Raw genomic sequence first — 23,170 nt, forward strand, 5'->3', positions numbered from 1 at the left:
TCAAAGAAATGGACGATGCCAATAAGAAATTGGAAAACGGCCTTGAATCGTTTTATGATAACGTTCGAAGACCGTCTTAAAGACTACGTTTAAAAACCGCAGTTACACAGAATTATTTACAGGGTCAAACTATAAAATACGAGCTTCTGCTTGAAGCTTCTTAGTTCTTTCTTCTGCTGCTTCTCTTTTTTTACGATTATCACAAGGATCTGGGCAATCACATTCTTTATCAATACCTACAGAAGCTAATCCGCCACAGCTACCACCAATAGTTTTTTGGTTAATAATATAGCCAATCGACATTGCAACGATAACCAATAAAAACACAACAAACGTAGCAATAAAATAGATCATCATTTTTCCTCTACAAGAAATTCTTCAAACTCAGGAGTAAACGATTCTATAAATCCATCTCCCTGCTTAGTTAGCAAAAATACAGGCTGCTTTAGCATATTAGCAAATTTTAACCCTTTTTCAGGACCTAATACAGTAATTGCTGTCGCTAATGCGTCTGCAACCATACTACTTTTATCAATTACCGTGACTGAAACTAACTTGTGGTTAATAGGCCTACCTGTACTTGGGTCTATTGTATGAGAATAACGGATCCCATCAAACTCAAAATAATTACGATAATCTCCCGACGTTGCAATCGCATTATTCCCAATATGTAATAAACGTTGAACATTTAGTCCTGCTCCAGGCCGCTCTATTGCTAAAGTCCATGGAACATGCTGAAGTTTTGTCCCACTGGCGCGTAACTCACCACCAATATCAACTAAGTAATTTGAAATGCCTTTTGAAGCTAGCAGTTCAGCCGTTGCATCAACACCATAACCTTTAGCAATAGACGATAAATCTACATATAAATCAGGTTTCGCTTTAATTAACTTATTACCTTCAATAGATAAATACTGGCTACCTATTTTCTGTTTCATTTCTTCAATTAATTGAGCGTCAGGCACTTTATTAGGTCTTTTATCTGGTCCAAATCCCCATAAATTAACTAATGGTCCAACAGTCACATCAAAAGCACCACCACTTTGTTGATAAACTTTAAGGGCCGTTTTAACTACTTTAATAGTTGCATCAGATACTTCTGTAGAATGAGAGCTTTGATTAAATAACGATAATTCGGAATGTGGACGATAAGTCGACATTTGATCATTAACGAGTTCTAATTCCTGATCAATTAAAATTTGTAGTTGTTCTTTTGCAAGCTCTTTGTTTTGTGATAATTCACTTGGCAATACATAAGTAACATTATAATAAGTGCCCATAGTTTGCCCCTGAAGATGTATTAATTTCGATTCAGGTTTTGAGCACGAAGATATAAAAAAGGCTAGCCCTATTAAGGCTAGCCATTTGATTGATGAGTTAATCATCAGGATTAACCGCCAAAGTCATCTAGCAGGATATTTTCATCTTCTACACCTAAATCTTTAAGCATAGCGATGACCGCCGCATTCATAACTGGTGGACCACACATATAGAACTCGCAATCTTCTGGAGCATCATGATCTTTCAGGTAGTTTTCATATAATACGTTATGGATGAAACCAGTGTACCCATCCCAATTATCTTCAGGTTGTGGATCACTTAGTGCTACATGCCATTCAAAGTTTTCATTTTCAGCTGCAATGGCATCAAAATCTTCAACGTAAAACATTTCACGCTTCGAACGAGCACCATACCAGAAACTAGCTTTACGCTTGGTTTTTAGACGACGGAACTGATCAAAGATGTGTGAACGCATTGGGGCCATACCAGCACCACCACCGATAAATACCATTTCATTTTCAGTTTCTTTCGCGAAGAACTCACCAAATGGACCTGAAATAGTCACTTTATCGCCTTCTTTCAAGCTAAAGATAAATGATGACATTTTACCACATGGTAATGACAGATCACGTGGAGGAGGCGTAGCAATACGCACGTTCAACATGATAATACCTTCTTCACCTGGATAGTTCGCCATTGAATAAGCACGAATGGTTTCTTCATCAACTTTTGATTCTAAATCAAAGAATTTGAAATGTTCCCAGTCTCCACGATACTGCTCTTCAATATCAAAATCTTTATATTTAACATGATGAGCAGGTGCTTCAATTTGGATATATCCACCCGCTTTAAACGGTACAGTTTCCCCATCAGGGATCTGTAATTTAAGCTCTTTAATGAAAGTGGCTTCGTTACCGTTAGAGATAACGGTACATTCCCATTTTTTAACACCAAAGATCTCTTCAGGCAGTTCAATGTTCATGTCTTCTTTAACATTAACTTGACATGATAAACGTTCACCATCTTTTGCTTCACGTTTAGTAATATGATCAAGTTCTGTTGGTAGAATATCACCACCACCCGACTTAATTTTCACTTTACATTGTCCACATGTACCACCACCGCCACATGCAGAAGAAACAAATACGCCGGCATTGGCTAATGCACCTAATAACTTACCACCCGCTTGGGTTTTAATGCTTTTATCTGCATCATCGTTAATAGAAATTGTAATATCACCTGTGCTTACAAGTTTTGCTTTAGCCGATAAAATAATAACGACTAAGGCTAAAACGATAATTGTAAACATGGCAACGCCGAGAAAGATTTCAATATTATTGTCCATCTTCGACTTTTTCCTTGTTTTGAGGGGGAGTCAACTCCCCCGAATTCATCTAAGCTAAAACAGCAACGGTTACAGCTGGATACCAGAAAACGACATAAAACCTAATGCCATTAGGCCCGCTGTTACAAATGTAATACCTAATCCACGTAAACCATCTGGTACGTCTGAGTATTTCATTTTTTCACGGATACCCGCTAGTGCAACAATTGCTAACGTCCAACCAACACCACTACCGATACCGTAAACAGCTGACTCAAGTAAGTTATACTCACGTTGAACCATAAACGATACGCCACCAAAGATGGCACAGTTCACCGTGATAAGCGGTAAAAAGATACCAAGTGCTTGATACAGCGCGGGGAAGTATTTATCCAATACCATTTCCAAAATCTGTACTAATGCAGCAATAACACCGATGAATGTAATAAAGCCCAAAAAGCTTAAATCAGCATCAGGGAAACCTGCCCAACCAAGTGCACCAGGAGCTAATAGATTAAAGTAAATTATTTGGTTAACAGGTACAGAAATACCTAATACCACAATTACCGCAACCCCAAGACCCATTGATGTTTTAACTTTCTTAGATACAGCAAGGAAAGTACACATGCCTAAGAAGAAAGCGAGTGCCATATTTTCAATGAAAATAGAACGCACAAATAAACTAAGATAATGTTCCATTCAAATTACTCCTTTGGCTCAACTTGTTCTGGTTTAATCGTACGAATTGCCCAGATAATGCCACCAATAATAAAGAAAGCACTAGGAGGAAGTAACAACAAACCATTACTTTGATACCAACCGCCATTAGAGATCAACGGTAAAATTTCAAATCCAAATAACGCACCAGATCCAAACAGTTCACGGAAACCGCCAACTAAGACAAGGATAAGACCGTAACCTAATCCATTACCAATACCATCCATAAAACTAGCTAATGGTTTGTTTTTCATCGCAAATGCTTCTGCACGCCCCATTACAATACAGTTAGTAATAATAAGGCCAACATACACTGATAATTGCGTTGATAATCCATACGCATAAGCTCTCAATACTTGGTCAACAACAATTACTAATGATGCAATAATCGCCATTTGTACGATGATACGTACACTATTCGGGATATAGTTACGGATCATTGATATGAACAAGTTAGAAAACGCAGTTACAAATAATACTGCCAATGTCATTACCACAGCAGTTTGTAATGTTGCAGTTACCGCTAAAGCAGAACATACACCAAGAATTTGTAATGCAATTGGGTTATTACTAACAACTGGAGAAGTAAGTACTTCTTTTAATTCACTTGATTTAGCCATTGTTTAGCGCTCCTTCACGAACTTTGCTAAGAAATGGACCAAACCCTTGCTCACCTAACCAGAAAGTAAAGGTATGTTCAACACCAACACTTGTTAGTGTTGCGCCAGATAGACCATCAATTTCATGTTTAGAACCAGCAGCAGCTTGTCCTTTAACTATTTTAATAGCAGGGTTACCATTAGCATCAAATAACTCTTTGCCAACAAATAATCCTCTCCAATGAGGGTTTTGAACTTCACCACCTAACCCAGGTGTTTCACCTTGTTCATAGTAAGTAATCGCCTCAACAGTATTACCATCAGGTTTAACAGCTACAAATGCATACATGGTTGACCATAAACCAGCACCATGTACAGGTAAGATGATTCGTTGTAAAACACCGTTATCATTAGAAACCAAATAAACGGTTGCTAAGTTGGCACGACGACCAATTTTTGCAATGTTTTGTTCAGGCGTTAATCTAACGCTTGTTTTTGGATCTTTAGCTGCTTTACGCTGATCATAAGTGTTTGCATCAGGTGTTGAAACAAACTCACCTGTTGCTAAGTCAACTAACTTTGTTTCAATATTAGAAGCAAAAATTTCTGGTATTGTTTTATCAGTCGTTAAACCTGCAACATCAAGAATTTTATTTTGCTTATCAATTGCTTTATTAGCGATTTGCAGAGGACGTAGTCCAACTGCGGCACCTGCTACGATAATTGAACATACTAGACAAACTGCCAGTACAATAATCATCGTTTTGCCGAATGTTTCCTTTTGACTAGACATTGCGTGCTAACCTCCGTTTGATATTCCCTTGCACTACGAAGTAATCGAATAACGGTGCAAATAAATTAGCAAATAGAATTGCCAACATCATACCTTCAGGGAAGGCTGGATTTACAACACGAATCAATACCACCATCAAACCGATTAAAATACCGTAATACCACTTACCTTTATTAGTAAATGAAGCAGATACAGGATCAGTTGCCATAAATATCATACCAAAAGCAAAACCACCCATCACTAAATGCCAGTACCAAGGTAGTTGGAACATATGGTTTGTATCACTGCCAATCACATTAAATAATAATGATGTTGCAATCATACCGATCATGACACCTGCTATTATTCGCCATGAAGCAATACCAGTGATAACAATAAATGCACCACCAATCAAAATAGCTAACGTAGAAACTTCACCGATACTACCTTGCATATTTCCTAAGAAAGCATCCATCCAAGATAATTTAGCTTGTACCGCTTCTAAACCACCTTGTGACATTGTACTTAATGACGTTGCACCCGAGAAACCATCTACAGCAGTCCAAACAGAATCGCCAGAAATATCAGTAGGATAGGCAAAGAATAAGAAAGCACGACCAGCAAGAGCAGGGTTTAGGAAGTTACGTCCTGTGCCACCAAAAATTTCTTTAGCAACAACAACACCAAACGTAATACCTAAAGCCACTTGCCATAAAGGAATAGTCGCAGGAACAATCAATGCAAATAGTACAGATGAAACGAAGAAACCTTCATTTACTTCATGCTTACGTACACTTGCAAATAATACTTCCCAGAAACCACCCACAACAAATGTCACGGCATAGATAGGTAAGAAATATGCAGCACCAAATAGGAAGTTATCGAGTAAACCTGCACCGGCACCAGTGGTGACACCTAACACATCTAGCAAGACTATACGCCAATCATTTAACGTAGAATAACCAGCTACAATTGCATCATTAGCTTGTATACCAGTGTTATACATACCGTAAAACATAGCTGGAAATGTTGCTAACCAAACAAAGATCATCATGCGTTTAAGGTCAATACCATCACGAACGTGGGTAATACCTTTGGTTACATAACCAGGAGTATAAAAAAATGTCGCAGCAGCTTCATACAGAGCGTACCATTTTTCATAACGGCCCCCTGATTCAAAATGCGGTTCCATTTTTTCAATTATGTTCTTAAGACCCATTGTTAGCCTTCCTTCTCAATTTTACTTAGACAATTACGTAAGATTGAACCGTATTCATATTTGCCTGGGCAAGCATAAGTACATAATGCTAAATCTTCTTCATCCAACTCTAAGCAACCTAACGTCTGTGCACCATCAGTATCACCAACGATCAAGTCACGTAATAACATAGTTGGTAGAATATCTAATGGCATAACACGTTCATATTGACCAATTGGCACCATTGCACGCTTACTACCGCCTGTAGTGGTAGTGAATGCAAATTTTTTCGCTCGATTTAATGCCGATAAGAACACACGTGAAACAGAATGTTTATTTGAACCAGGAGCCCCCCAGCCAAACAACTCTTTTTCATAGCCTTCAATAAGAGCAGATACTTGATTATGGTAGCGACCTAAATAGGCATGAGGACCTACAGCAGTTACACCACATAATACAGAGCCAGAAATCGCACGAACTTGACCTGAAATCAATTCACCTGCAGTTAGTTCTTCAACAGAAGCACCTAACACAGTGCGTACTAAACGTGGTTTTGAAACTGCAGGACCAGCGAGAGAAATAACTTTTTCGCTATAAATTTCACCTGTAGTAAATAACTGACCAAATGCAATCACATCTTGGTAATTAATTGACCAAACTTGTTTAGTTGCTGAAACGGGATCAATGAAGTGGATATGTGTACCAGCTAAGCCTGCAGGATGAACGCCAGTGAATATTTTTTCTTCAACGTTTACAATACCTGAAGTAGGTAATGCCGCTTGTCCTTTACAAACATAAACTTTACCTGCTGTTAGTTTAGATAACACAGCTAAACCATCAGTAAATGCTTGTGGGTTATCATTAATAATAACCGTTGCATCAGCCGCTAATGGATTAGTATCCATCGCAGTGACAAAAATTGAAGCAGGTTGTGTATCAATTGCAGGCACTTTACTAAATGGGCGAGTACGTAACGCAGTCCATGCACCAGAGTTAACTAAGTTATCTACAACTTGGTTACGCTCGAGGTTAGCTAATTGTGCACTTTCATACTTAGCAAACTGAACTGAATCATTGCCTTGTACTGAAATAACAACGGATTGTAGTACACGTTTAGCACCACGATTAATTTCTTTAACTACACCAGACGCTGGAGCGGTAAAATGTACACCTTCATTTTTCTTATCAGAAAATAGAATTTGTCCTTTTTTTACATTGTCGCCGGCTTTAACAGCCATTGACGGACGCATACCAACGTATTCTTCACCCAGTATAGCAACTTCAGAAATAGCGGGGCCTTTCTGAATGACTTGCTCTGGCGCTCCTGAGATTGGGAGGTCCAGTCCTTTTTTTATAGTAATCATATTCTCTTGCACTATGTTACGGGAAGAAAGTTAGATGCCTTTCGGCAATAAACACTACATATAATCAGTCGCACTTAACAAACGATTAACATGCACACTAAAAAATTCCCGCAAATATTACCATTAGAGAGGGGTTGATTGCTATATTAAATAAGGTTTTGAGTTGTAGTGACTTCAAATTTCATAAAAATAATGCAACAAAAAGTAAGCCTATTATTAACAATTAAACCTTTCATGTTTTCATCACTAAAAAAAGATAAAAATCCGCTTTCAGATTGATATTATTTACCTCCACCTAAACAATTAGGCGAGTTTGGTGAAACTTGATTTTTTTCTGCCCATTGACTTGGTGTGAAAGTATGAATAGCTAATGCATGTACTGGCCCAGCTAGTTCCTCAGCCAATAATTCATTTATTAAACGATGACGCATAATTAAACGTATATCCGTAAACTCATCAGAAACAACCGTGACTTTAAAATGCGTTTCTGAATTAACCGGGACTGAATGGTTATGACTTTCATTTTCAACATTAATATAATCAGCTTGAAAGTGAGCCTTTAATTTATTTTCAATGGTTTGTTGTACGCTCATAATGTCCCTCATAATAATAAATTGATGAATAATAATTCGGCTTACAATAACAAAGCAATGCATAATACGATACACTCTTTTATTTCTAGTTATTGCAAACATAACTCCCTATTTAAAATCAAAGGTTATTAGTGTCTAAAACATCTAGCCTTCGCGCAACCTTATCAACTCCTTTCCCTTGTTCTTATTTAACGGATAAAGAAGAGCAACTAATTATGTTGTTCGAACCTGAACATAATGCACAACAATATTATCCCGCATTAATTACGATGGGTTTTAGACGGAGTGGAGATCAAGTTTACCGCCCTCAATGCCCCGACTGTGAACAATGTCAGTCATTACGAATACAAACTAATGAATTTATTTTATCTAAAAGCCAAAAGCGGCTATTAAATAAAAATAAGCATTTCACCGTGATTGAATGTACAAAACCTAAAGCAGATTATTTTTCACTTTACCAACACTACATCAATACTATTCATAAAAATGGGGTTATGTATCCTGCGAGCATAGAACAATTTGAGTCTTTTATTGCCTGCAGTTGGGGAGCTCCAATCTTCATTGAAATTTATGATGGAGAAAAATTAATCTCGGTTAGTGTTACCGATCAATTAACAACTAATAATTCAACTTCTTGGAGTGCTTTCTATTGTTTTTATGATCCAAACTATACAGCGCACTCCTTAGGCAAATTTGCAGTTTTACAACAGCTTCAATTAGCTAAAACACAAAATATTGATTTTTTATACCTAGGTTACTACATCCATAATTGCCAAAAAATGAATTATAAAAATCAATTTAACCCACATCAACGCTTCATAAACCAGAAATGGGAGGCATTTGATTAGCTTTTTAGTTTGATTAATGAGCAACAATCCTTTACCACTTACAATAATTCTGGCATTATGCGCCGATTGAAATTAGCACTACTTACCTATACAAAGGATCCATCGCCAATGGCAAAAGAAGACAGTATTGAAATGCAAGGCACTATCTTAGATACACTGCCTAATACAATGTTCCGTGTGGAATTAGAAAACGGTCACGTTGTTACTGCACATATCTCAGGAAAAATGCGTAAAAACTACATCCGTATTCTAACTGGCGATAAAGTAACAGTTCAGCTTACACCTTACGATCTATCAAAAGGTCGTATTGTTTTCCGTGCTCGTTAATTAGCCGGTAACAATAAATTAGACTTGTTAAAAGTCATAAAAAAACCAGCTTATAGCTGGTTTTTTTATGACTAGTGAAAAATATTTTTTTAATTAAACGTATTAAAAACACCAGTTAACTACTTACCGCTAACTTCTTCTCTGCTTTTTTATTGTTATCATCTGAACCATAATCAAATTGAATGCCCTCTCCTTGTGCATTCAACTTCACTCGGACACTACCACCATTTTGTAAACGGCCAAATAATATTTCTGTTGCTAACGGTTTTTTCAACTCTTCTTGAATGAGTCTTCCCATTGGTCGAGCACCCATTGCTTTATCATAGCCATGTTCAGCTAACCAAACACGAGCTTTAGACTCAACTTCCAAGGACACTTGTTTTTTATCTAATTGCACTTGTAACTGTACAATGAACTTATCAACAACTTGGCTAATCACTTTAAGATCTAAATGATTAAACCATATAATATTATCAAGACGATTTCTAAATTCAGGAGAAAATATTTTATTAATTTCATCCATCGCTTTAACGCCTTGTTTCTGTTCTTTAAAACCAATACTTTGTTTAACCGTTTCTTGAACACCGGCATTTGTTGTCATCACTAAGATAACGTTTCTAAAGTCAACTTTACGGCCATTACTATCAGTTAATGTTGCATGATCCATCACTTGTAACAGAATATTATAAACGTCTGCATGCGCTTTCTCTATTTCATCTAACAACACAACAGAATATGGGTGTTTGACTACTGCATCAGTTAATAAACCGGCTTGCTCATACCCAACATAACCAGGAGGAGCGCCTATTAAACGCGATACAGTATGCTTTTCCATATACTCAGACATATCAAAGCGTAAAAGCTCAATACCTAATGCTTTGGCTAATTGTTGAGTCACTTCCGTTTTACCAACACCTGTAGGCCCAGCAAATAGAAAAGAGCCAACAGGTTTAAGTTCATCTGATAAACCAGAACGATTTAAATGAATCGCATCAGTTAATGCATCAATGGCATTATCTTGCCCAAATACAGTCATTTTTAAACGTTGATGTAACTTTCCTAACGCATCTTTATCTGAGCTTGAAACTGATTTTTCTGGGATACGTGCAATTTTAGCAATAATGCTCTCAATTTCGGCAACACCAATTGTTTTTTTGCGCTTGCTAACCGGTAATAAACGCATTTTCGAGCCTGCTTCATCGATAACATCAATGGCTTTATCAGGTAATTGACGATCATTAATGTACTTCGCACTCAGCTCAGCTGCAGCAATTAATGCTTTATTTGTATAACGAATATTATGATGCTCTTCATAGCGAGAGCGTAAGCCCAAAAGGATCTGACCAGTTTCTTGTATTGAAGGTTCAAGTACATCAATTTTTTGAAAACGACGAGCCAAAGCATGTTCTTTTTCAAAAATTTGCCCAAACTCTTTATATGTAGTTGAGCCGATACAGCGTAATTGACCACCTGTTAATAATGGCTTTAATAGATTTGCAGCATCTAACTGCCCACCCGTTGCAGCACCTGCACCAATAATGGTATGAATTTCATCAATAAAAAGGATGGCATTATCTTGTTCTTGCAGTTTATTTAATACCGTTTTAAAACGTTGCTCAAATTCACCTCGATATTTTGTCCCTGCTAATAAAGCTCCCATATCTAATGAATAAATAATATGATCTTCAATAACATCTGGAACACTGTTATTAACAATACGATAAGCTAACCCTTCTGCTATCGCTGTTTTACCAACACCAGACTCTCCAACTAACAATGGGTTATTTTTACGGCGACGGCATAGTATTTGTACACAACGTTCTAGTTCTTTTTCTCGACCAATTAACGGATCAATAAAACCTTCTACAACACGCTCATTAAGATTAATAGTAAAAGGCATTTCATCGCTTTCTTCCGTTACTTTATTTACCTCTTCAGTTTCATGAAAAACAACACTATCAGGGTGTTTTTCCACACCATGAGAAAGATAATTGACAACATCTAAGCGTGATAGGCTTGATTTTTTTAAAAAGTAAACGGCTTGAGACTCTTCTTCACTAAATATAGCCACCAGCACACTAGAAGCTGTAACTTCGGTATTACCTGAAGATTGAACATGGAAAATAGCGCGTTGCAATACTCGTTCAAAAGCGATGGTTGGTTGAATATCTAATTTTTGGGTTTGAATTTCTGGCAAGCTAGGATTTGTTTCTAAAAACTCACTTAAATCAATATGTAAAGAAACAACATCAACAGAACAAGCTGAGAATATTTTTTTTATTTCATCGTTTTCTAACAGAGCCAATAGTAAATGCTCTAATGTCATAAATTCATGTGACTTTTCATAGGCGATACGGAAAGCTAAATCGAGACTATGTTCTAAAGGTTTATCTAGCATAGAAGCTCCTTAGGAGAATAAAAATAAAAATTCAGTGATGCTATTGTTAACTTTCTTTTTCCATTGTACATTTTAATGGATGTTCATTTTCTTTAGCATAATCATTAACTTGCATAACTTTAGTTTCAGCTATTTCAGCAGTAAAAACACCGCAAACACCAACCCCTTTATAATGCACATTTAACATGACTTCCGTCGCGGCTTCATGATCTAATCTAAAAAAACGCTGTAATACATCGATAACAAAGTCCATAGGTGAATAGTCATCATTATGTAAAAGCACGTTATATAATGATGGAGGTACTAATTTTGTCTCTTGGGATTCAATTGTTGCTGATTCATTTCCCGTTAGTGGAGTATTTTGCTGACTCATTTTTTAATCTAATCTTCATTATGTAAGTTATTAAAGTATCTGTTTAGGTAACCGTCAAACATTAAGAAATACTCATGCTTGCCAGAAAGCCTTTGCTTAGAGTAAAGCTTAACTTTGTAATGTGCAAACAGCAGTGAATAAAAAACAATAAGGTGTGAAGCGATCACTGAATCGTTTATAAGTTCAGCAGAGGTAATAAACGATTATGATCGATAAAGCCACTTATGACTTTGTGGCATGGTGTTCAATAAGAAAATGGCAAGAAGAAAACGCCCAAAAAGAAGGTTATGAGTTAATTGAACGCATTAAATCATTTAACATTAATGATAAATATTCAATCTTTTGATTTGATAGTTGCCTATAGTCAAAATAAGGAGAAACAATAACTCTCTGTTTTCTGTCAATTGCAAACTCTTCATTTAACCAAATTAATTGTAATGATAACTCTCCATTAGCAAGCATCTTTTTTGCATAAGTTCGGCCACAGATAATATGTAATCGTTCTCTAGCATTACAATTGTTATATGAAGAGTCGTTAAGGCAAGGAGTAAGTTGAGGCATATTAAAAATTAACGCAGTGCCACTGTTAGCTTTTAATAAGTATTGATCTCGGTATAACTGCCAAGTCGGTACTTGATTGGAAAATTTAAATAGCTTTTTATCTAATGCGTATAATAATTTTGCATAAACATTAAATACTTTACGCCAACCATTGCCGCAACTTTTACCAATCTCACTGATATCATTCGCTTGCAGTGGAACAAGCTTATCTAAAAACTGATATTCAGGCATATCAGGTTGATTACCAATATACACAGCGAGGCTAAACTGAACATCTCCAAAACCTATCAAGGGTTCATTATTCAAACTCATTCAACTCCTCACTTAAAAATAATATTCTATATTACCTTAATTGAGTATCAATAGAGTGTTATTAGATAGATGGTTCGACTAGTTAAGAATTTATTTATTTTTAAAAAATTCAATTTATTTCAAACGATGCACAATCTGATTCGAACTTCCCCGCCATTGTAATGATGGATCGGCTAAATCACTTTCAAACTTCCCATCAATTAATACATCAATTAGATCAACAACCTTTTGTTGCTCTGAATTCAATTCTGTCAGTAAATATCCAGTCCAAATCCAAATATCTTTATTATCACATTCCGCTTTAACACGCTGTACCAGCTTTAAAACCTCTTGTACATTCGAAGGATGTAATGGGTCACCACCAGATAAGGTTAACCCCTGCTTTTTAATACGTTGATCATTAAGATCTTTAATAATTTGATCCGCTAAATGCTCTGTAAATAGCTCACCAGCATCAGGCGACCATGTAGATTGGTTGTAGCATCCTTTACAGTTATGAATACAACCAGACACAAAGAGGGTACAACGTGTTCCTTCACCATTAAGTACATCAATTGGGTAGTATTTTGAATAGTTCATATGCAATATTTACCTTATTAACCATACGCCTCATCAAAGTCACTTTAGCCATTATTACTTAGTCTGGTTCCCGCCTAAATACCAAGTAATAATGTAACATTCGATGAAAATAACCCCCACTAAAACGGGTCAAGGATCTATCGTGAAATAATATAAAAAGCTAAAAAAATAAGGTTATAAATGCTTCACTCGTCTTTTAACTTCTTCTTGTTTACCTTCGTTAAATGGACGTGAATCAGGACTACCTAGATAACCACATACTCTTCGTGTTACGGCAACTTTATCAGAATCTGAATTACCACAACTTGGGCAGACAAAACCTTTACTCGTACAATCAAATTCACCACTAAACCCACATTCATAACATTCATCAATAGGTGTATTTGTGCCGTAATAAGGTACTCGGGTGTAGCTGTAATCCCAAACATCTTCTAATGCTTTTAGATTATGCTGCATGTTAGGGTATTCGCCATAACAGATAAATCCACCACTTGCGAAAGTAGGGTACGGCATTTCAAAATCTAATTTATCATATGGGTTAACAGACTTTTCAACATCCAAATGGAAAGAGTTAGTATAATAGCCTTTATCGGTTACTCCTTCTAATACTCCGAATTGTTTGGCATCTAAACGACAAAAACGATCGCATAAATTTTCTGAGGGCGTTGAGTATAAGCTAAATGCATATCCAGATTGCTCAGTCCACTCTTCCGTTGCCTGTTTTAATCGCGCAAGAATTTTTATCGCTTTTTCTTGTTTCAGCTGATTATCAAAAATATGCTCATCTGCACCAAATAAAGCATTAACAGTTTCATGTAATCCAATGTAACCAAGTGAAATAGAAGCTCGACCATTTTTAAAAATATCAGCAACACAATCATCAGCTTTCAAACGAACACCACAAGCACCTTCCATATATAAGATAGGAGCCACACTGGCTTTAACTTCACTTAATCGTTCAATACGTGTATCTAATGCTTTTTTGGCAAGTGATAATCGCTCTGTTAATAAGCTATCAAAACGAGCTAAATCACCACCAGCTTCAAGTGCTATTCGAGGTAAATTAAGACTGACTACGCCAAGATTATTTCTGCCATCATGAATTAACTCCCCTTCTTCCTCATAAGTCCCTAAGAAGCTGCGACAGCCCATTGGGGTTTTAAAAGAACCAGTCACTTCCACTACTTTGTCGTAGTTTAAAATGTCAGGGTACATACGTTTAGATGCACACTTTAAAGCGAGTTGTTTAATGTCATAGTTTTGATCTTCAGATTTATGGTTTAAACCATCTTTAATCGCAAACACTAATTTGGGGAAAATAGCTGTTTTACGATTTTTACCTAATCCAGCAATACGATTTTCAAGAATAGATTTTTGAATCATACGTGACTGCCAATCACTACCTAAGCCAAAACCAAAAGTAACAAAAGGAGTTTGGCCATTAGCTGTATGTAGAGTATTAACTTCATATTCTAATGATTGAAATGCGTTATAACATTCTTTTTCCGTTTGCTGTTCAGCATAAGTTTTTGCATCTTCTATGCCCCATTCTTGTGCTGTTTTTAAATGTTTTTCATAACTTTTAGTAACGTAAGGAGCAAGTATGGTATCGATACCATTAATCGTAGTACCGCCATAAATATGACTTGCCACTTGGGCAATTATTTGTGCTGTTACGGCAGTCGCAGTAGAAATAGATCTTGGTTGTTCTATTTCCGCATTGCCCATTTTAAAGCCCTGTGTAAACATGCCTTTAATATCGATTAGCATGCAATTAAACATTGGGAAAAATGGTGCATAGTCTAAATCATGATAATGGATTTCACCTTTATCGTGGGCACGTACAATATCTCTAGGTAATATATGCGATTTAGCATAATGTTTTGCCACTATTCCGGCTAACAAATCACGTTGTGTTGGGATCACTTTACCGTCTTTATTTGCATTCTCATTTAATAAAGAAGCATTACTTTGTTCAATTAGCCCATCAATTTCATTATTTAAATGGCTTTTTCGTTCACGAGCAATATCTCGGTCATGACGATATTCAATGTAAACACGAGCTAATTCAATATGACCACTTTTCATTAAACAAGCTTCTACTGCATCTTGAATATGATGGATATCTACTTCTTCTTGGCTTTGTAGCTGTTCTTCAACCTCTGCTGCAATTGCAAACGCATCCACTCCTTTACAACGAGCGGCTCCTGATGCTTTCAAAATAGCTTCTGCAATACGTAATGCATTAAAAGGGACTTGGCTTCCATCTCGTTTGATTACAACAGGTTTCATACATTACTCCATGAATAGTTATTAGACACAATATCTAGTGGGGTTGGACTATACCCACCACAACATATGGAATTTTGATGTTAATCAACTTTAAACGAGCAGTGCTTAATTTGTGACTGAAAAATTGAAGCTCATCATAAAGTCAATATAAAAAGAAAAAGCAATTGCTTTAACCCCCCACTTTTAAGGCTATCTAAAAAGAGGATTCCCCAACAAAAGAAGAAAACATAAGACAATTTATTTATGACGATTGTTTATTCCCTAAGAAAATAGATAAATCTTTGGATTTGATGCTATTTTTACACTGAACTTATCTTCTTTTATTGATATAATCATCGCCATTTTATAGCTAGAAATCACCTACTTTTTGTAGCGGAATTATTATTTATGAGCGATTATTTTTTACTCTTTTTTGGCACAGTATTAGTGAATAACTTTGTGCTAGTAAAGTTTTTAGGCTTGTGCCCTTTTATGGGAGTTTCAAATAAAATTGAGACTGCTCTTGGCATGTCGCTTGCCACAACTTTTGTATTAACCTTAACAGCTGCATTAACTTATATTGTTAATCATTATTTGTTGGTGCCATTAGGCTTGCAATATCTGCAAACGATGGGGTTCATTTTGGTTATTGCGGTTGTTGTACAATTTACTGAAATGGTGATGCATAAAACAAGTCCTACCTTGTATCGTTTATTAGGCATATTTTTACCTTTAATCACCACTAACTGTGCCATTCTTGGATTAGCATTATTAAATTTAACTGAGCAGCATAACTTTGGACAATCTGTTATTTATGGATTTGGTGCAGGAGCAGGGTTTTCCTTAGTATTAGTTTTATTTTCTTCTATTCGTGAGCGTTTAAGTGCATCAGATGTTCCTTTTCCTTTTAAAGGTTCTTCTATTGCAATGATTACTGCAGGTTTAATGTCACTCGCATTCATGGGTTTCACAGGGTTAATTAAATGATCTCTAGTATTATTATTGCCATTTTAACACTTGGAATATTAGGGCTTATTTTTGGCTCCCTTTTAGGTTATTCATCTATAAAATTCAAAGTAAAAGAAGATCCAATTGTAGAAGAGTTAGATGCGATGTTACCGCAAACCCAATGTGGACAATGTGGTTATCCAGGCTGTAAACCTTACGCCAAAGCGATTGCTGAAGGTGATGACATCAATAAATGTCCTCCTGGTGGTGAAGCCGTTATGTTACAACTTGCTGAGCGAATGGGGATTGAGCCTAAAAAATTAGAAGGTGAAGAAAAACCTAAAGCCGTTGCTTTTATTCGCGAAGATGAATGTATCGGTTGTACTAAATGTATTCAGGCTTGCCCGGTGGATGCAATTTTAGGGGCAACTCGACAAATGCACACTGTGATCACAGATGAATGTACTGGTTGTGAATTATGTGTAGCACCTTGCCCAACTGATTGTATTGATATGTTACCTATTCAAATCACCACCCAAAATTGGCAGTGGAACTTACAAACCATCCCAACTAAAACCATCAATGAGTAGTAACATGAGTAAGCCAATCCATTTATTAAGTGACGAAAAATTAGCACAAATTGCTGCCGGTAAAATGTGGGACTTTCATGGTGGTGTTCACCCGGTACAAAATAAACAGCAAAGTAATCAGACTGCTATTTCCGATGCAGGTATTCCAGATGAATTAATCATTGTTATTGAACAAAAAGGCCATATCCCAGAATTACTAGTGAAAGAGGGAGATAATGTTTTAAAAGGACAGCCTTTAACCAAAGTTTATGGCGCATTAGTGGTTCAACATGCAAGTAGTTCTGGTACAGTGAAAGCCATTGAACCAAGAACCGATTGCCATCCTTCAGGATTACCGGCTTTATCAATTATTATTGAAACTGATGGATTAGATAGACCCTATCCTTCTCAAGGATTTGTCGATTATCGAAAAGAAATACCCGCAACATTAGTAGAGGCAGTTCAACAAGCTGGTATTGTTGGGCTTGGTGGAGCAGGTTTTGCTACCCATCTAAAATTAGCTCATCATGAAAACCGTTTATTGATTATCAATGCTATTGAGTGTGAACCTTATATCACGTCTGATGATCGTTTAATTCAAGAACACGCGGATGAAATTATTGAAGGGATCCAAATCCTGCAATATATCCTACAGCCTAAGCTAACTATTTTTGCAATTGAAGATAATAAACCAGAAGCAATTCAAGCTTTTAGCCAATCATTACAAAAACTATCGGAAGCAGAGCAGAAAAATATATTACTCAGGATCATTCCTACACGTTATCCATCAGGAAGCGCTAAACAGCTTATTGAAATATTAACAGGAGAACAAACTCCAATAGATAAGCACTCTTCTGATCTTGGTATCGTAATGAATAATGTTGGTACCGTCTTTGCTGTAAAAGAAGCTATTTTAGATGGAAAGCCACTTGTCTCTCGTATTGTGACAATCACGGGTGATGCTTTTGTGAAAAAAGGCAATGCCAAAGTACGAATTGGCACACCAATTCAACACTTATTAGATACATATTGGCTTAATGCATTAGATCAGCAAAAGTTAATTATAGGCGGTCCTATGATGGGCTTTACTGTCAGTGATCCTAATATGCCAGTGACTAAAATATGTAATTGTATATTAGCCCCTACCGCTAAAGAATTGCAGCCCCCAGAAGAAGAAATGAACTGCATCCGTTGTAGTGAATGTGCAGAAGCTTGCCCTGTAGAGTTATTACCACAGCAACTATTATGGTATTCACAAAGTGAAGATCATAAAAAACTCGAAGAATACGATTTATCCGCCTGTATTGAATGTGGAGCTTGCGCTTATGTTTGTCCGAGCCATATTCCCTTAGTAGAATATTACCGCGTAGCCAAGGCACAAATAAAAACAGCCAAAGACGAAGCAGAAAAATCAGAGATTGCACGTAAACGTCACGAAGATAGAGCATTGCGTCTAGAAAAAGAAAAGCAACAACGCCAATTAAAACACAAGTTAGCGGCTGAAAAACGTAAACAGCAAATAAAAGAAAATAACGATGGTGAAGATCTAGTCGCAGCCGCTTTAGCACGAGCAAAAGCAAAAAAACAAGCCACTGCAAACAATATTAATGAGACTTCAAACGAAAATACAACATCCGAAAACTCTCAGAGCAAGCCAACAACTGCAAATAGCCAAGTTGCAGCGGCCATTGCTCGTGCAAAAGCGAAAAAACTAGCTGCTGCGACTGAAGAAAAAGAAACAGAAAATAAAGACCAGCATGATACAAAAAATAATCAATCCGATCCGAAAAAAGCAGCTGTTGCAGCGGCCATTGCCCGTGCAAAAGCTAAAAAACTAGCTGCCACAACTGAAATAAAAGAAACGGAAAATAAAGATCTGGATGATACAAGTAATCATCAACCTGATCCGAAAAAAGCAGCCGTTGCAGCGGCCATTGCCCGTGCAAAAGCTAAAAAACTAGCTGCCACAACTGAAGCAAAAGAAACGGAAAATAAAAATCTGGATGATACAAACAATCATCAACCTGATCCGAAAAAAGCAGCTATCGCAGCGGCCATTGCCCGTGCAAAAGCTAAAAAACTAGCTGCCACAACTGAAGCAAAAGAAACAGAAAATAAAAACCAGAATGATACAAGTAATCATCAACCTGATCCGAAAAAAGCAGCTATCGCAGCGGCCATTGCCCGTGCAAAAGCTAAAAAGTTAGCTGCCGCCACTGAAATAAAAGAAACTGAAAATAGTTCGTTAACTGAACCAGATAATTCTGAAGTAATTAAGCAACGAGCTTTGCGTAAAGAACAGGCTCGTTTGCATAAACAAAAAACAGCTGACGTTACAATAAACAAAGATAATATGACAACACAAGATAAAGCAGATAATACCGAGTCTATCGACAATGAAAATAAGATGGATGCGAGACAAGCAAAAATAGCTGCAGTCATTGCCAAAGCAAAAGCCAAAAAACTGGCTGAGAAGGATCAATAACAATGGCATTTTTTAATATTACATCACCTCACCAACAAACAAAACGACGCACACCTGAAATAATGCAGCTTGTTATTTTGGCTTTAGTACCAGGTATTTTAGTCCATAGCTATTTATTTGGTTCAGCTATATTTGTACAAATCGTACTTGCTATTTTTACAGCACTTATTGCTGAATCTGTTTTTTTAAAATTACGTAAGCGCCCTATTTTAAATAGCTTAAAAGATTACAGTGCAGTTGTTACGGCTATTTTATTAGCAATATCAATTCCATCGCTAGCTCCATGGTGGATCATTGTTATAGGGACTTTATTTGCGATTCTTATCGTTAAAAATCTTTATGGCGGATTAGGGCAAAATATATTTAATCCTGCAATGGCTGGCTACGTTGTATTATTGATTTCTTTTCCAGTACAGATGACAGCTTGGTTGCCCATTCAATCAATGCAAGCTTTTCCAGTTTCATTCCATGATATTTTAAGTTTAATTTTTACTGGTTTTAGTATTGATGGTTATACAGTCACTCAAATAAAAACTTCAATTGATGGTTATTCCATTGCAACACCTTTAGAAACAATCCGTAATGCAATTCATAGCGGCTCAACTATATCGGAAACACTTAAAACTACGTTATTTAGTAGTGATTCCTTACAAGGTAGTCAATGGGTCAACCTTGCCTTTTTAGCCGGCGGACTCTTTTTATTAAAAAAACGCATTATTTTATGGTATATCCCAGTTAGCTTTATTGCTGCAATCACTATTTTCTCGTTTATTGCATTTGCTAGCGATCCTGATCTTTATTCATCACCTCTATACCATCTATTTTCTGGGGCAACTATGCTAGGGGCTTTCTTTATATTAACTGACCCAGTAACAGCTAGTACAACCGTCAAAGGACGGATCATTTATGGTAGCTTATGTGCATTATTAGTTATCATCATCCGTAATGTAGGTGGATACCCTGATGCTGTGGCATTTGCAGTTTTATTAGCGAATATGTGTGTTCCATTAATAGATTACTACACTAAACCTAAGGCTTATGGGAGAAAACGTACATGATGTTACCTGCTATCAGCCGTAATGCTTTTTTATTAGGAGCTTTTGCAATTGTTTGTACAGGCGCCATTGCATTTATTAATGTATTAACACAGCCACTGATTTTGGAACAAGAGCAACTAGCTCTTCAGAAAAATATCAATCAAGTCATTCAACCAGATCAATACGATAATGAGATTATTAATACCTGCTTCAATGTTATAGATAAAGATCAACTATTAGGTGATGACCAACCTAAAGAGGTTTTTATTGCCACAAAGAATAAACAACCTGTTGCGGCATTAATTCAAGCGAGTACATTTAAAGGTTACTCCGGTGAAATAAAGTTACTCGTTGGTATATATAGTAATGGTGTTATCGCGGGTGTTCGAGTCAATAGTCACACTGAAACACCTGGCCTTGGTGATAAGATTCAAACCAATAAATCCAATTGGATTTTATCTTTTGCAGGTAAAAAATATGAGCAAGCCAAGAAAAGTAAGTGGGAAGTGAAAAAAGATGGTGGTAGTTTTGATGCATTTACCGGTGCAACGATCACACCTAGAGCAGTCACTCACGCAGTAAGAGATACACTTATCTATTTCCAAAAACATAAAACGGAATTATTTAATACTCAGCCAAATTGTGGAGAGAAATAATGAAACAACAAACTGAGTCTCATTCTGAAATAGCAACTGAAAATACAGATCAAGCATTAACAGAAAAGAATACAGCAAGCATATATAAAGAATTAAGCTTTCAAGGTTTATGGAAAAATAACCCAGGGATCGTACAGTTACTAGGTTTGTGTCCATTATTAGCTGTTACAAACACACTAACTAATGCTTTAGGTTTAGGTTTAGCAACATTATTTGTGGTGATAGCCTCAAATGTTTTGATTTCATTAATTAGACATCACGTACCTAAAGCAATTCGTATTCCTGTTTTTGTTATGATCATTGCCTCCTTAGTTAGCTGTATTCAGTTATTAATGAATGCATATACATATCATCTATATCTTTCTCTTGGTATTTTTATCCCACTTATTGTTACCAACTGCATGATTATCGGTCGGGCAGAAGCATTTGCATCTAAAAATAATGTTAAACATTCTGCATTTGATGGATTAATGATGGGACTTGGTTTCACTGCTGTATTAATTTTATTAGGTGCAACACGAGAAGTGTTAGCACAAGGTACTCTATTCGATGGCATTGAAACTTTATTAGGTGATTGGGCTAGTTTTATGACTATGACCGTTTATAACACTGACACTAGCTTTTTACTTGCAGCATTACCTCCAGGTGCATTTATAATCATGGGACTAATTATTGCGATTAAAAATGTCATTGATAAAAAGATTTCAGATAAATGAATACAATAAAACGTAAACAAATTTTAAGTCGTTTAAGAGATAATAATCCTCATCCAGAAACGGAACTAAACTTTAGCTCCCCCTTTGAATTGCTCGTTGCAGTCACTTTATCTGCACAGGCTACTGATGTGAGTGTGAATAAAGCAACAGATAAATTATTCCCTATCGCGAATACGCCAGAAGCAATTTACGCGTTAGGAGTTGAAGGTTTAAAAAACTATATCAAAACAATTGGTTTATATAACAGCAAAGCCAACAATGTCATTAAAGCTTGTAAAATGCTCATTGATTTACATAACAGTGAAGTGCCAGAAAATAGAGAAGCTTTGGTTGCATTACCAGGAGTTGGCCGAAAAACAGCTAATGTTGTTTTAAATACCGCATTTGGTTGGCCTACGATTGCTGTTGATACACATATTTTTCGCGTTTCAAATCGAACAAAGCTAGCAATGGGAAAGAATGTCGATGAAGTGGAGCAAAAACTGTTAAAAGTAGTGCCTGCTGAATTTAAAGTCGATGTGCATCATTGGCTAATCTTGCATGGACGTTATACTTGTGTCGCAAGAAAACCACGTTGTGGATCATGCTTAATAGAAGACTTATGTGAGTTCAAAGAAAAAACAGAGTACGAAAATTAATATCAGTTCACTGTCATAAAAAAACCGAGCATTGCTCGGTTTTCAATATAGAATAATGAACTTAATAAAGCTTATTAAGCCTCAACTGCATCAGTACTTGGTTTAGTTCCACGGAATTGAACAGTGATCCCATCAATAAAACGGCGTAATAATTGGTCACCACAAGGTTTGAAGTTACGGTGATCCGACTTTCTAAATAAAGCTGATAATTCAGCTTTAGATACAGGAAAGTTAGCTAATGCTAATGCATTCAGCATATCTTCGTCTTTGAAGTTCAAAGCAATACGTAATTTACGTAAAATATCATTATTCGATAAAATAGCTTTAGGTGCTAAAACAACAGGAACAGCACCTTCTTTACGGCCACGTTTTTCATAAATTAAACCATCTAAAAATAGTGATAACAAACTATCTCGACAGAAGACAAAACCTTCCTCACCTTCTTTTTCCATAATACTATGTAAAAAATCAGTATTAATTTCATTATCAACAGAAGCAAAAATAGCTAACATTTTTGTATCATTTAATTGCAACGCATAACGAACGCGACGTAAAACATCATTAGTGATCATATATTCTCAATAAATAGAGTGAAATAAGCACC

24 protein-coding genes are annotated in these 23,170 nt (G+C 36.4%); 9 read left to right on the forward strand and 15 right to left on the reverse strand.

Annotated features, from left to right (window positions below; translation table 11 throughout):
• Nucleotides 1-129 precede the first annotated feature (129 nt).
• The 9 genes from nqrM to E2R68_RS12505 all read right to left on the reverse strand — a co-directional run bounded on the left by nqrM (nucleotide 130) and on the right by E2R68_RS12505 (nucleotide 7,848).
• Entirely contained in the window at nucleotides 130-354 is a 225-nt protein-coding gene (nqrM, locus tag E2R68_RS12465; protein ID WP_166738855.1) for a (Na+)-NQR maturation NqrM, read from the reverse strand.
• Complete coding sequence (locus E2R68_RS12470; RefSeq protein WP_134278017.1) at nucleotides 354-1,385, reverse strand: FAD:protein FMN transferase; 1,032 nt, start codon at nucleotides 1,383-1,385, stop codon at nucleotides 354-356. Before E2R68_RS12470 ends, nqrM begins: the two co-directional genes overlap by 1 nt.
• Nucleotides 1,386-1,390: 5 nt before the next feature.
• On the reverse strand, nucleotides 1,391-2,626 hold the full coding sequence (gene nqrF / locus E2R68_RS12475; RefSeq protein WP_134278018.1) for an NADH:ubiquinone reductase (Na(+)-transporting) subunit F: 1,236 nt from the start codon (nucleotides 2,624-2,626) through the stop codon (nucleotides 1,391-1,393).
• A 69-nt stretch (nucleotides 2,627-2,695) separates the two neighbouring features.
• Nucleotides 2,696-3,304: an NADH:ubiquinone reductase (Na(+)-transporting) subunit E gene (gene nqrE, locus E2R68_RS12480; protein ID WP_134278019.1), complete on the reverse strand. Its 609-nt coding sequence runs from the start codon at nucleotides 3,302-3,304 to the stop codon at nucleotides 2,696-2,698.
• A gap of 5 nt (nucleotides 3,305-3,309) precedes the next feature.
• Nucleotides 3,310-3,942 carry an NADH:ubiquinone reductase (Na(+)-transporting) subunit D gene (locus E2R68_RS12485; protein ID WP_134278020.1) on the reverse strand — a complete coding sequence of 211 codons (633 nt, stop codon included), beginning with the start codon at nucleotides 3,940-3,942 and terminating at the stop codon, nucleotides 3,310-3,312.
• Nucleotides 3,935-4,714 carry a Na(+)-translocating NADH-quinone reductase subunit C gene (locus tag E2R68_RS12490; protein ID WP_134278021.1) on the reverse strand — a complete coding sequence of 260 codons (780 nt, stop codon included), beginning with the start codon at nucleotides 4,712-4,714 and terminating at the stop codon, nucleotides 3,935-3,937. The genes E2R68_RS12485 and E2R68_RS12490 overlap by 8 nt, the downstream gene beginning before the upstream one ends.
• On the reverse strand, nucleotides 4,707-5,912 hold the full coding sequence (locus tag E2R68_RS12495) for an NADH:ubiquinone reductase (Na(+)-transporting) subunit B (protein WP_134278022.1): 1,206 nt from the start codon (nucleotides 5,910-5,912) through the stop codon (nucleotides 4,707-4,709). Before E2R68_RS12495 ends, E2R68_RS12490 begins: the two co-directional genes overlap by 8 nt.
• A 2-nt stretch (nucleotides 5,913-5,914) precedes the next feature.
• Nucleotides 5,915-7,255 carry a Na(+)-translocating NADH-quinone reductase subunit A gene (locus E2R68_RS12500; RefSeq protein WP_134278023.1) on the reverse strand — a complete coding sequence of 447 codons (1,341 nt, stop codon included), beginning with the start codon at nucleotides 7,253-7,255 and terminating at the stop codon, nucleotides 5,915-5,917.
• 281 nt (nucleotides 7,256-7,536) lie between these two features.
• Nucleotides 7,537-7,848: a BolA family protein gene (locus tag E2R68_RS12505; RefSeq protein ID WP_134278024.1), complete on the reverse strand. Its 312-nt coding sequence runs from the start codon at nucleotides 7,846-7,848 to the stop codon at nucleotides 7,537-7,539.
• 131 nt (nucleotides 7,849-7,979) lie between these two features.
• Here E2R68_RS12505 and E2R68_RS12510 point away from each other — a divergent pair, with 131 nt between their 5' ends.
• Nucleotides 7,980-8,696, forward strand: coding sequence for an arginyltransferase (locus E2R68_RS12510; protein ID WP_134278025.1), 717 nt, complete (start codon nucleotides 7,980-7,982; stop codon nucleotides 8,694-8,696).
• A gap of 108 nt (nucleotides 8,697-8,804) precedes the next feature.
• Nucleotides 8,805-9,023, forward strand: a complete 219-nt coding sequence (gene infA / locus E2R68_RS12515; protein WP_007419779.1) for a translation initiation factor IF-1 — start codon at nucleotides 8,805-8,807, stop codon at nucleotides 9,021-9,023.
• Between the two features lie 115 nt (nucleotides 9,024-9,138).
• Here infA and clpA read toward each other — a convergent pair whose 3' ends face one another.
• From clpA to nrdD, 5 genes are all read right to left on the reverse strand, one after another.
• On the reverse strand, nucleotides 9,139-11,421 hold the full coding sequence (clpA, locus tag E2R68_RS12520; RefSeq protein WP_134278026.1) for an ATP-dependent Clp protease ATP-binding subunit ClpA: 2,283 nt from the start codon (nucleotides 11,419-11,421) through the stop codon (nucleotides 9,139-9,141).
• Between the two features lie 46 nt (nucleotides 11,422-11,467).
• A complete protein-coding gene (clpS, locus tag E2R68_RS12525) occupies nucleotides 11,468-11,794 on the reverse strand; it encodes an ATP-dependent Clp protease adapter ClpS (protein ID WP_134278027.1) in 327 nt (108 codons plus the stop codon).
• A gap of 285 nt (nucleotides 11,795-12,079) precedes the next feature.
• Nucleotides 12,080-12,667: a DUF6942 family protein gene (locus E2R68_RS12530; RefSeq protein WP_134278028.1), complete on the reverse strand. Its 588-nt coding sequence runs from the start codon at nucleotides 12,665-12,667 to the stop codon at nucleotides 12,080-12,082.
• A 114-nt stretch (nucleotides 12,668-12,781) separates the two neighbouring features.
• Nucleotides 12,782-13,246, reverse strand: a complete 465-nt coding sequence (gene nrdG, locus E2R68_RS12535; RefSeq protein WP_134278029.1) for an anaerobic ribonucleoside-triphosphate reductase-activating protein — start codon at nucleotides 13,244-13,246, stop codon at nucleotides 12,782-12,784.
• 174 nt (nucleotides 13,247-13,420) lie between these two features.
• Nucleotides 13,421-15,538: an anaerobic ribonucleoside-triphosphate reductase gene (nrdD, locus tag E2R68_RS12540; RefSeq protein WP_134278030.1), complete on the reverse strand. Its 2,118-nt coding sequence runs from the start codon at nucleotides 15,536-15,538 to the stop codon at nucleotides 13,421-13,423.
• 387 nt (nucleotides 15,539-15,925) lie between these two features.
• Here nrdD and rsxA point away from each other — a divergent pair, with 387 nt between their 5' ends.
• Genes rsxA through nth form a run of 7 tightly spaced genes read left to right on the forward strand, consistent with a single transcriptional unit; the run spans nucleotide 15,926 to nucleotide 22,566 of the window.
• Entirely contained in the window at nucleotides 15,926-16,504 is a 579-nt protein-coding gene (gene rsxA / locus E2R68_RS12545) for an electron transport complex subunit RsxA (protein ID WP_134278031.1), read from the forward strand.
• Entirely contained in the window at nucleotides 16,501-17,055 is a 555-nt protein-coding gene (gene rsxB, locus E2R68_RS12550) for an electron transport complex subunit RsxB (protein WP_134278032.1), read from the forward strand. Before rsxA ends, rsxB begins: the two co-directional genes overlap by 4 nt.
• A 4-nt stretch (nucleotides 17,056-17,059) precedes the next feature.
• The gene (gene rsxC / locus E2R68_RS12555) at nucleotides 17,060-19,519 is read left to right on the forward strand and encodes an electron transport complex subunit RsxC (RefSeq protein ID WP_134278033.1); all 2,460 of its coding nucleotides are present in this window, start codon (nucleotides 17,060-17,062) and stop codon (nucleotides 19,517-19,519) included.
• Nucleotides 19,520-19,521: 2 nt separating this feature from the next.
• Nucleotides 19,522-20,577 (forward strand): electron transport complex subunit RsxD, encoded by a 1,056-nt coding sequence (rsxD, locus tag E2R68_RS12560; protein WP_134278034.1) that lies wholly within the window; start codon nucleotides 19,522-19,524, stop codon nucleotides 20,575-20,577.
• The gene (gene rsxG, locus E2R68_RS12565; protein ID WP_243834682.1) at nucleotides 20,574-21,212 is read left to right on the forward strand and encodes an electron transport complex subunit RsxG; all 639 of its coding nucleotides are present in this window, start codon (nucleotides 20,574-20,576) and stop codon (nucleotides 21,210-21,212) included. The genes rsxD and rsxG overlap by 4 nt, the downstream gene beginning before the upstream one ends.
• On the forward strand, nucleotides 21,212-21,928 hold the full coding sequence (locus E2R68_RS12570; protein WP_134278035.1) for an electron transport complex subunit E: 717 nt from the start codon (nucleotides 21,212-21,214) through the stop codon (nucleotides 21,926-21,928). Before rsxG ends, E2R68_RS12570 begins: the two co-directional genes overlap by 1 nt.
• Entirely contained in the window at nucleotides 21,925-22,566 is a 642-nt protein-coding gene (nth, locus tag E2R68_RS12575) for an endonuclease III (RefSeq protein ID WP_134278036.1), read from the forward strand. The genes E2R68_RS12570 and nth overlap by 4 nt, the downstream gene beginning before the upstream one ends.
• 74 nt (nucleotides 22,567-22,640) lie before the next feature.
• Here nth and E2R68_RS12580 read toward each other — a convergent pair whose 3' ends face one another.
• A complete protein-coding gene (locus E2R68_RS12580; protein ID WP_134278037.1) occupies nucleotides 22,641-23,138 on the reverse strand; it encodes a YehS family protein in 498 nt (165 codons plus the stop codon).
• Nucleotides 23,139-23,170: the final 32 nt, after the last annotated feature.

Origin of the sequence: Psychromonas algarum (assembly GCF_004376845.1) — a bacterium.
Lineage (GTDB): Bacteria > Pseudomonadota > Gammaproteobacteria > Enterobacterales > Psychromonadaceae > Psychromonas.

Excerpts from the sequence above, each read along its gene's own strand:
- nqrM (WP_166738855.1), bottom strand. The coding sequence starts at position 354 with ATGATCTATTTTATTGCTACGTTTGTTGTGTTTTTATTGGTTATCGTT.
- E2R68_RS12470 (WP_134278017.1), bottom strand. The coding sequence starts at position 1,385 with ATGATTAACTCATCAATCAAATGGCTAGCCTTAATAGGGCTAGCCTTT.
- nqrF (WP_134278018.1), bottom strand. The coding sequence starts at position 2,626 with ATGGACAATAATATTGAAATCTTTCTCGGCGTTGCCATGTTTACAATT.
- nqrE (WP_134278019.1), bottom strand. The coding sequence starts at position 3,304 with ATGGAACATTATCTTAGTTTATTTGTGCGTTCTATTTTCATTGAAAAT.
- E2R68_RS12485 (WP_134278020.1), bottom strand. The coding sequence starts at position 3,942 with ATGGCTAAATCAAGTGAATTAAAAGAAGTACTTACTTCTCCAGTTGTT.
- E2R68_RS12490 (WP_134278021.1), bottom strand. The coding sequence starts at position 4,714 with ATGTCTAGTCAAAAGGAAACATTCGGCAAAACGATGATTATTGTACTG.
- E2R68_RS12495 (WP_134278022.1), bottom strand. The coding sequence starts at position 5,912 with ATGGGTCTTAAGAACATAATTGAAAAAATGGAACCGCATTTTGAATCA.
- E2R68_RS12500 (WP_134278023.1), bottom strand. The coding sequence starts at position 7,255 with ATGATTACTATAAAAAAAGGACTGGACCTCCCAATCTCAGGAGCGCCA.
- E2R68_RS12505 (WP_134278024.1), bottom strand. The coding sequence starts at position 7,848 with ATGAGCGTACAACAAACCATTGAAAATAAATTAAAGGCTCACTTTCAA.
- infA (WP_007419779.1), top strand. The coding sequence starts at position 8,805 with ATGGCAAAAGAAGACAGTATTGAAATGCAAGGCACTATCTTAGATACA.
- clpA (WP_134278026.1), bottom strand. The coding sequence starts at position 11,421 with ATGCTAGATAAACCTTTAGAACATAGTCTCGATTTAGCTTTCCGTATC.
- clpS (WP_134278027.1), bottom strand. The coding sequence starts at position 11,794 with ATGAGTCAGCAAAATACTCCACTAACGGGAAATGAATCAGCAACAATT.
- E2R68_RS12530 (WP_134278028.1), bottom strand. The coding sequence starts at position 12,667 with ATGAGTTTGAATAATGAACCCTTGATAGGTTTTGGAGATGTTCAGTTT.
- nrdG (WP_134278029.1), bottom strand. The coding sequence starts at position 13,246 with ATGAACTATTCAAAATACTACCCAATTGATGTACTTAATGGTGAAGGA.
- nrdD (WP_134278030.1), bottom strand. The coding sequence starts at position 15,538 with ATGAAACCTGTTGTAATCAAACGAGATGGAAGCCAAGTCCCTTTTAAT.
- rsxA (WP_134278031.1), top strand. The coding sequence starts at position 15,926 with ATGAGCGATTATTTTTTACTCTTTTTTGGCACAGTATTAGTGAATAAC.
- rsxB (WP_134278032.1), top strand. The coding sequence starts at position 16,501 with ATGATCTCTAGTATTATTATTGCCATTTTAACACTTGGAATATTAGGG.
- rsxC (WP_134278033.1), top strand. The coding sequence starts at position 17,060 with ATGAGTAAGCCAATCCATTTATTAAGTGACGAAAAATTAGCACAAATT.
- rsxD (WP_134278034.1), top strand. The coding sequence starts at position 19,522 with ATGGCATTTTTTAATATTACATCACCTCACCAACAAACAAAACGACGC.
- rsxG (WP_243834682.1), top strand. The coding sequence starts at position 20,574 with ATGATGTTACCTGCTATCAGCCGTAATGCTTTTTTATTAGGAGCTTTT.
- E2R68_RS12570 (WP_134278035.1), top strand. The coding sequence starts at position 21,212 with ATGAAACAACAAACTGAGTCTCATTCTGAAATAGCAACTGAAAATACA.
- nth (WP_134278036.1), top strand. The coding sequence starts at position 21,925 with ATGAATACAATAAAACGTAAACAAATTTTAAGTCGTTTAAGAGATAAT.
- E2R68_RS12580 (WP_134278037.1), bottom strand. The coding sequence starts at position 23,138 with ATGATCACTAATGATGTTTTACGTCGCGTTCGTTATGCGTTGCAATTA.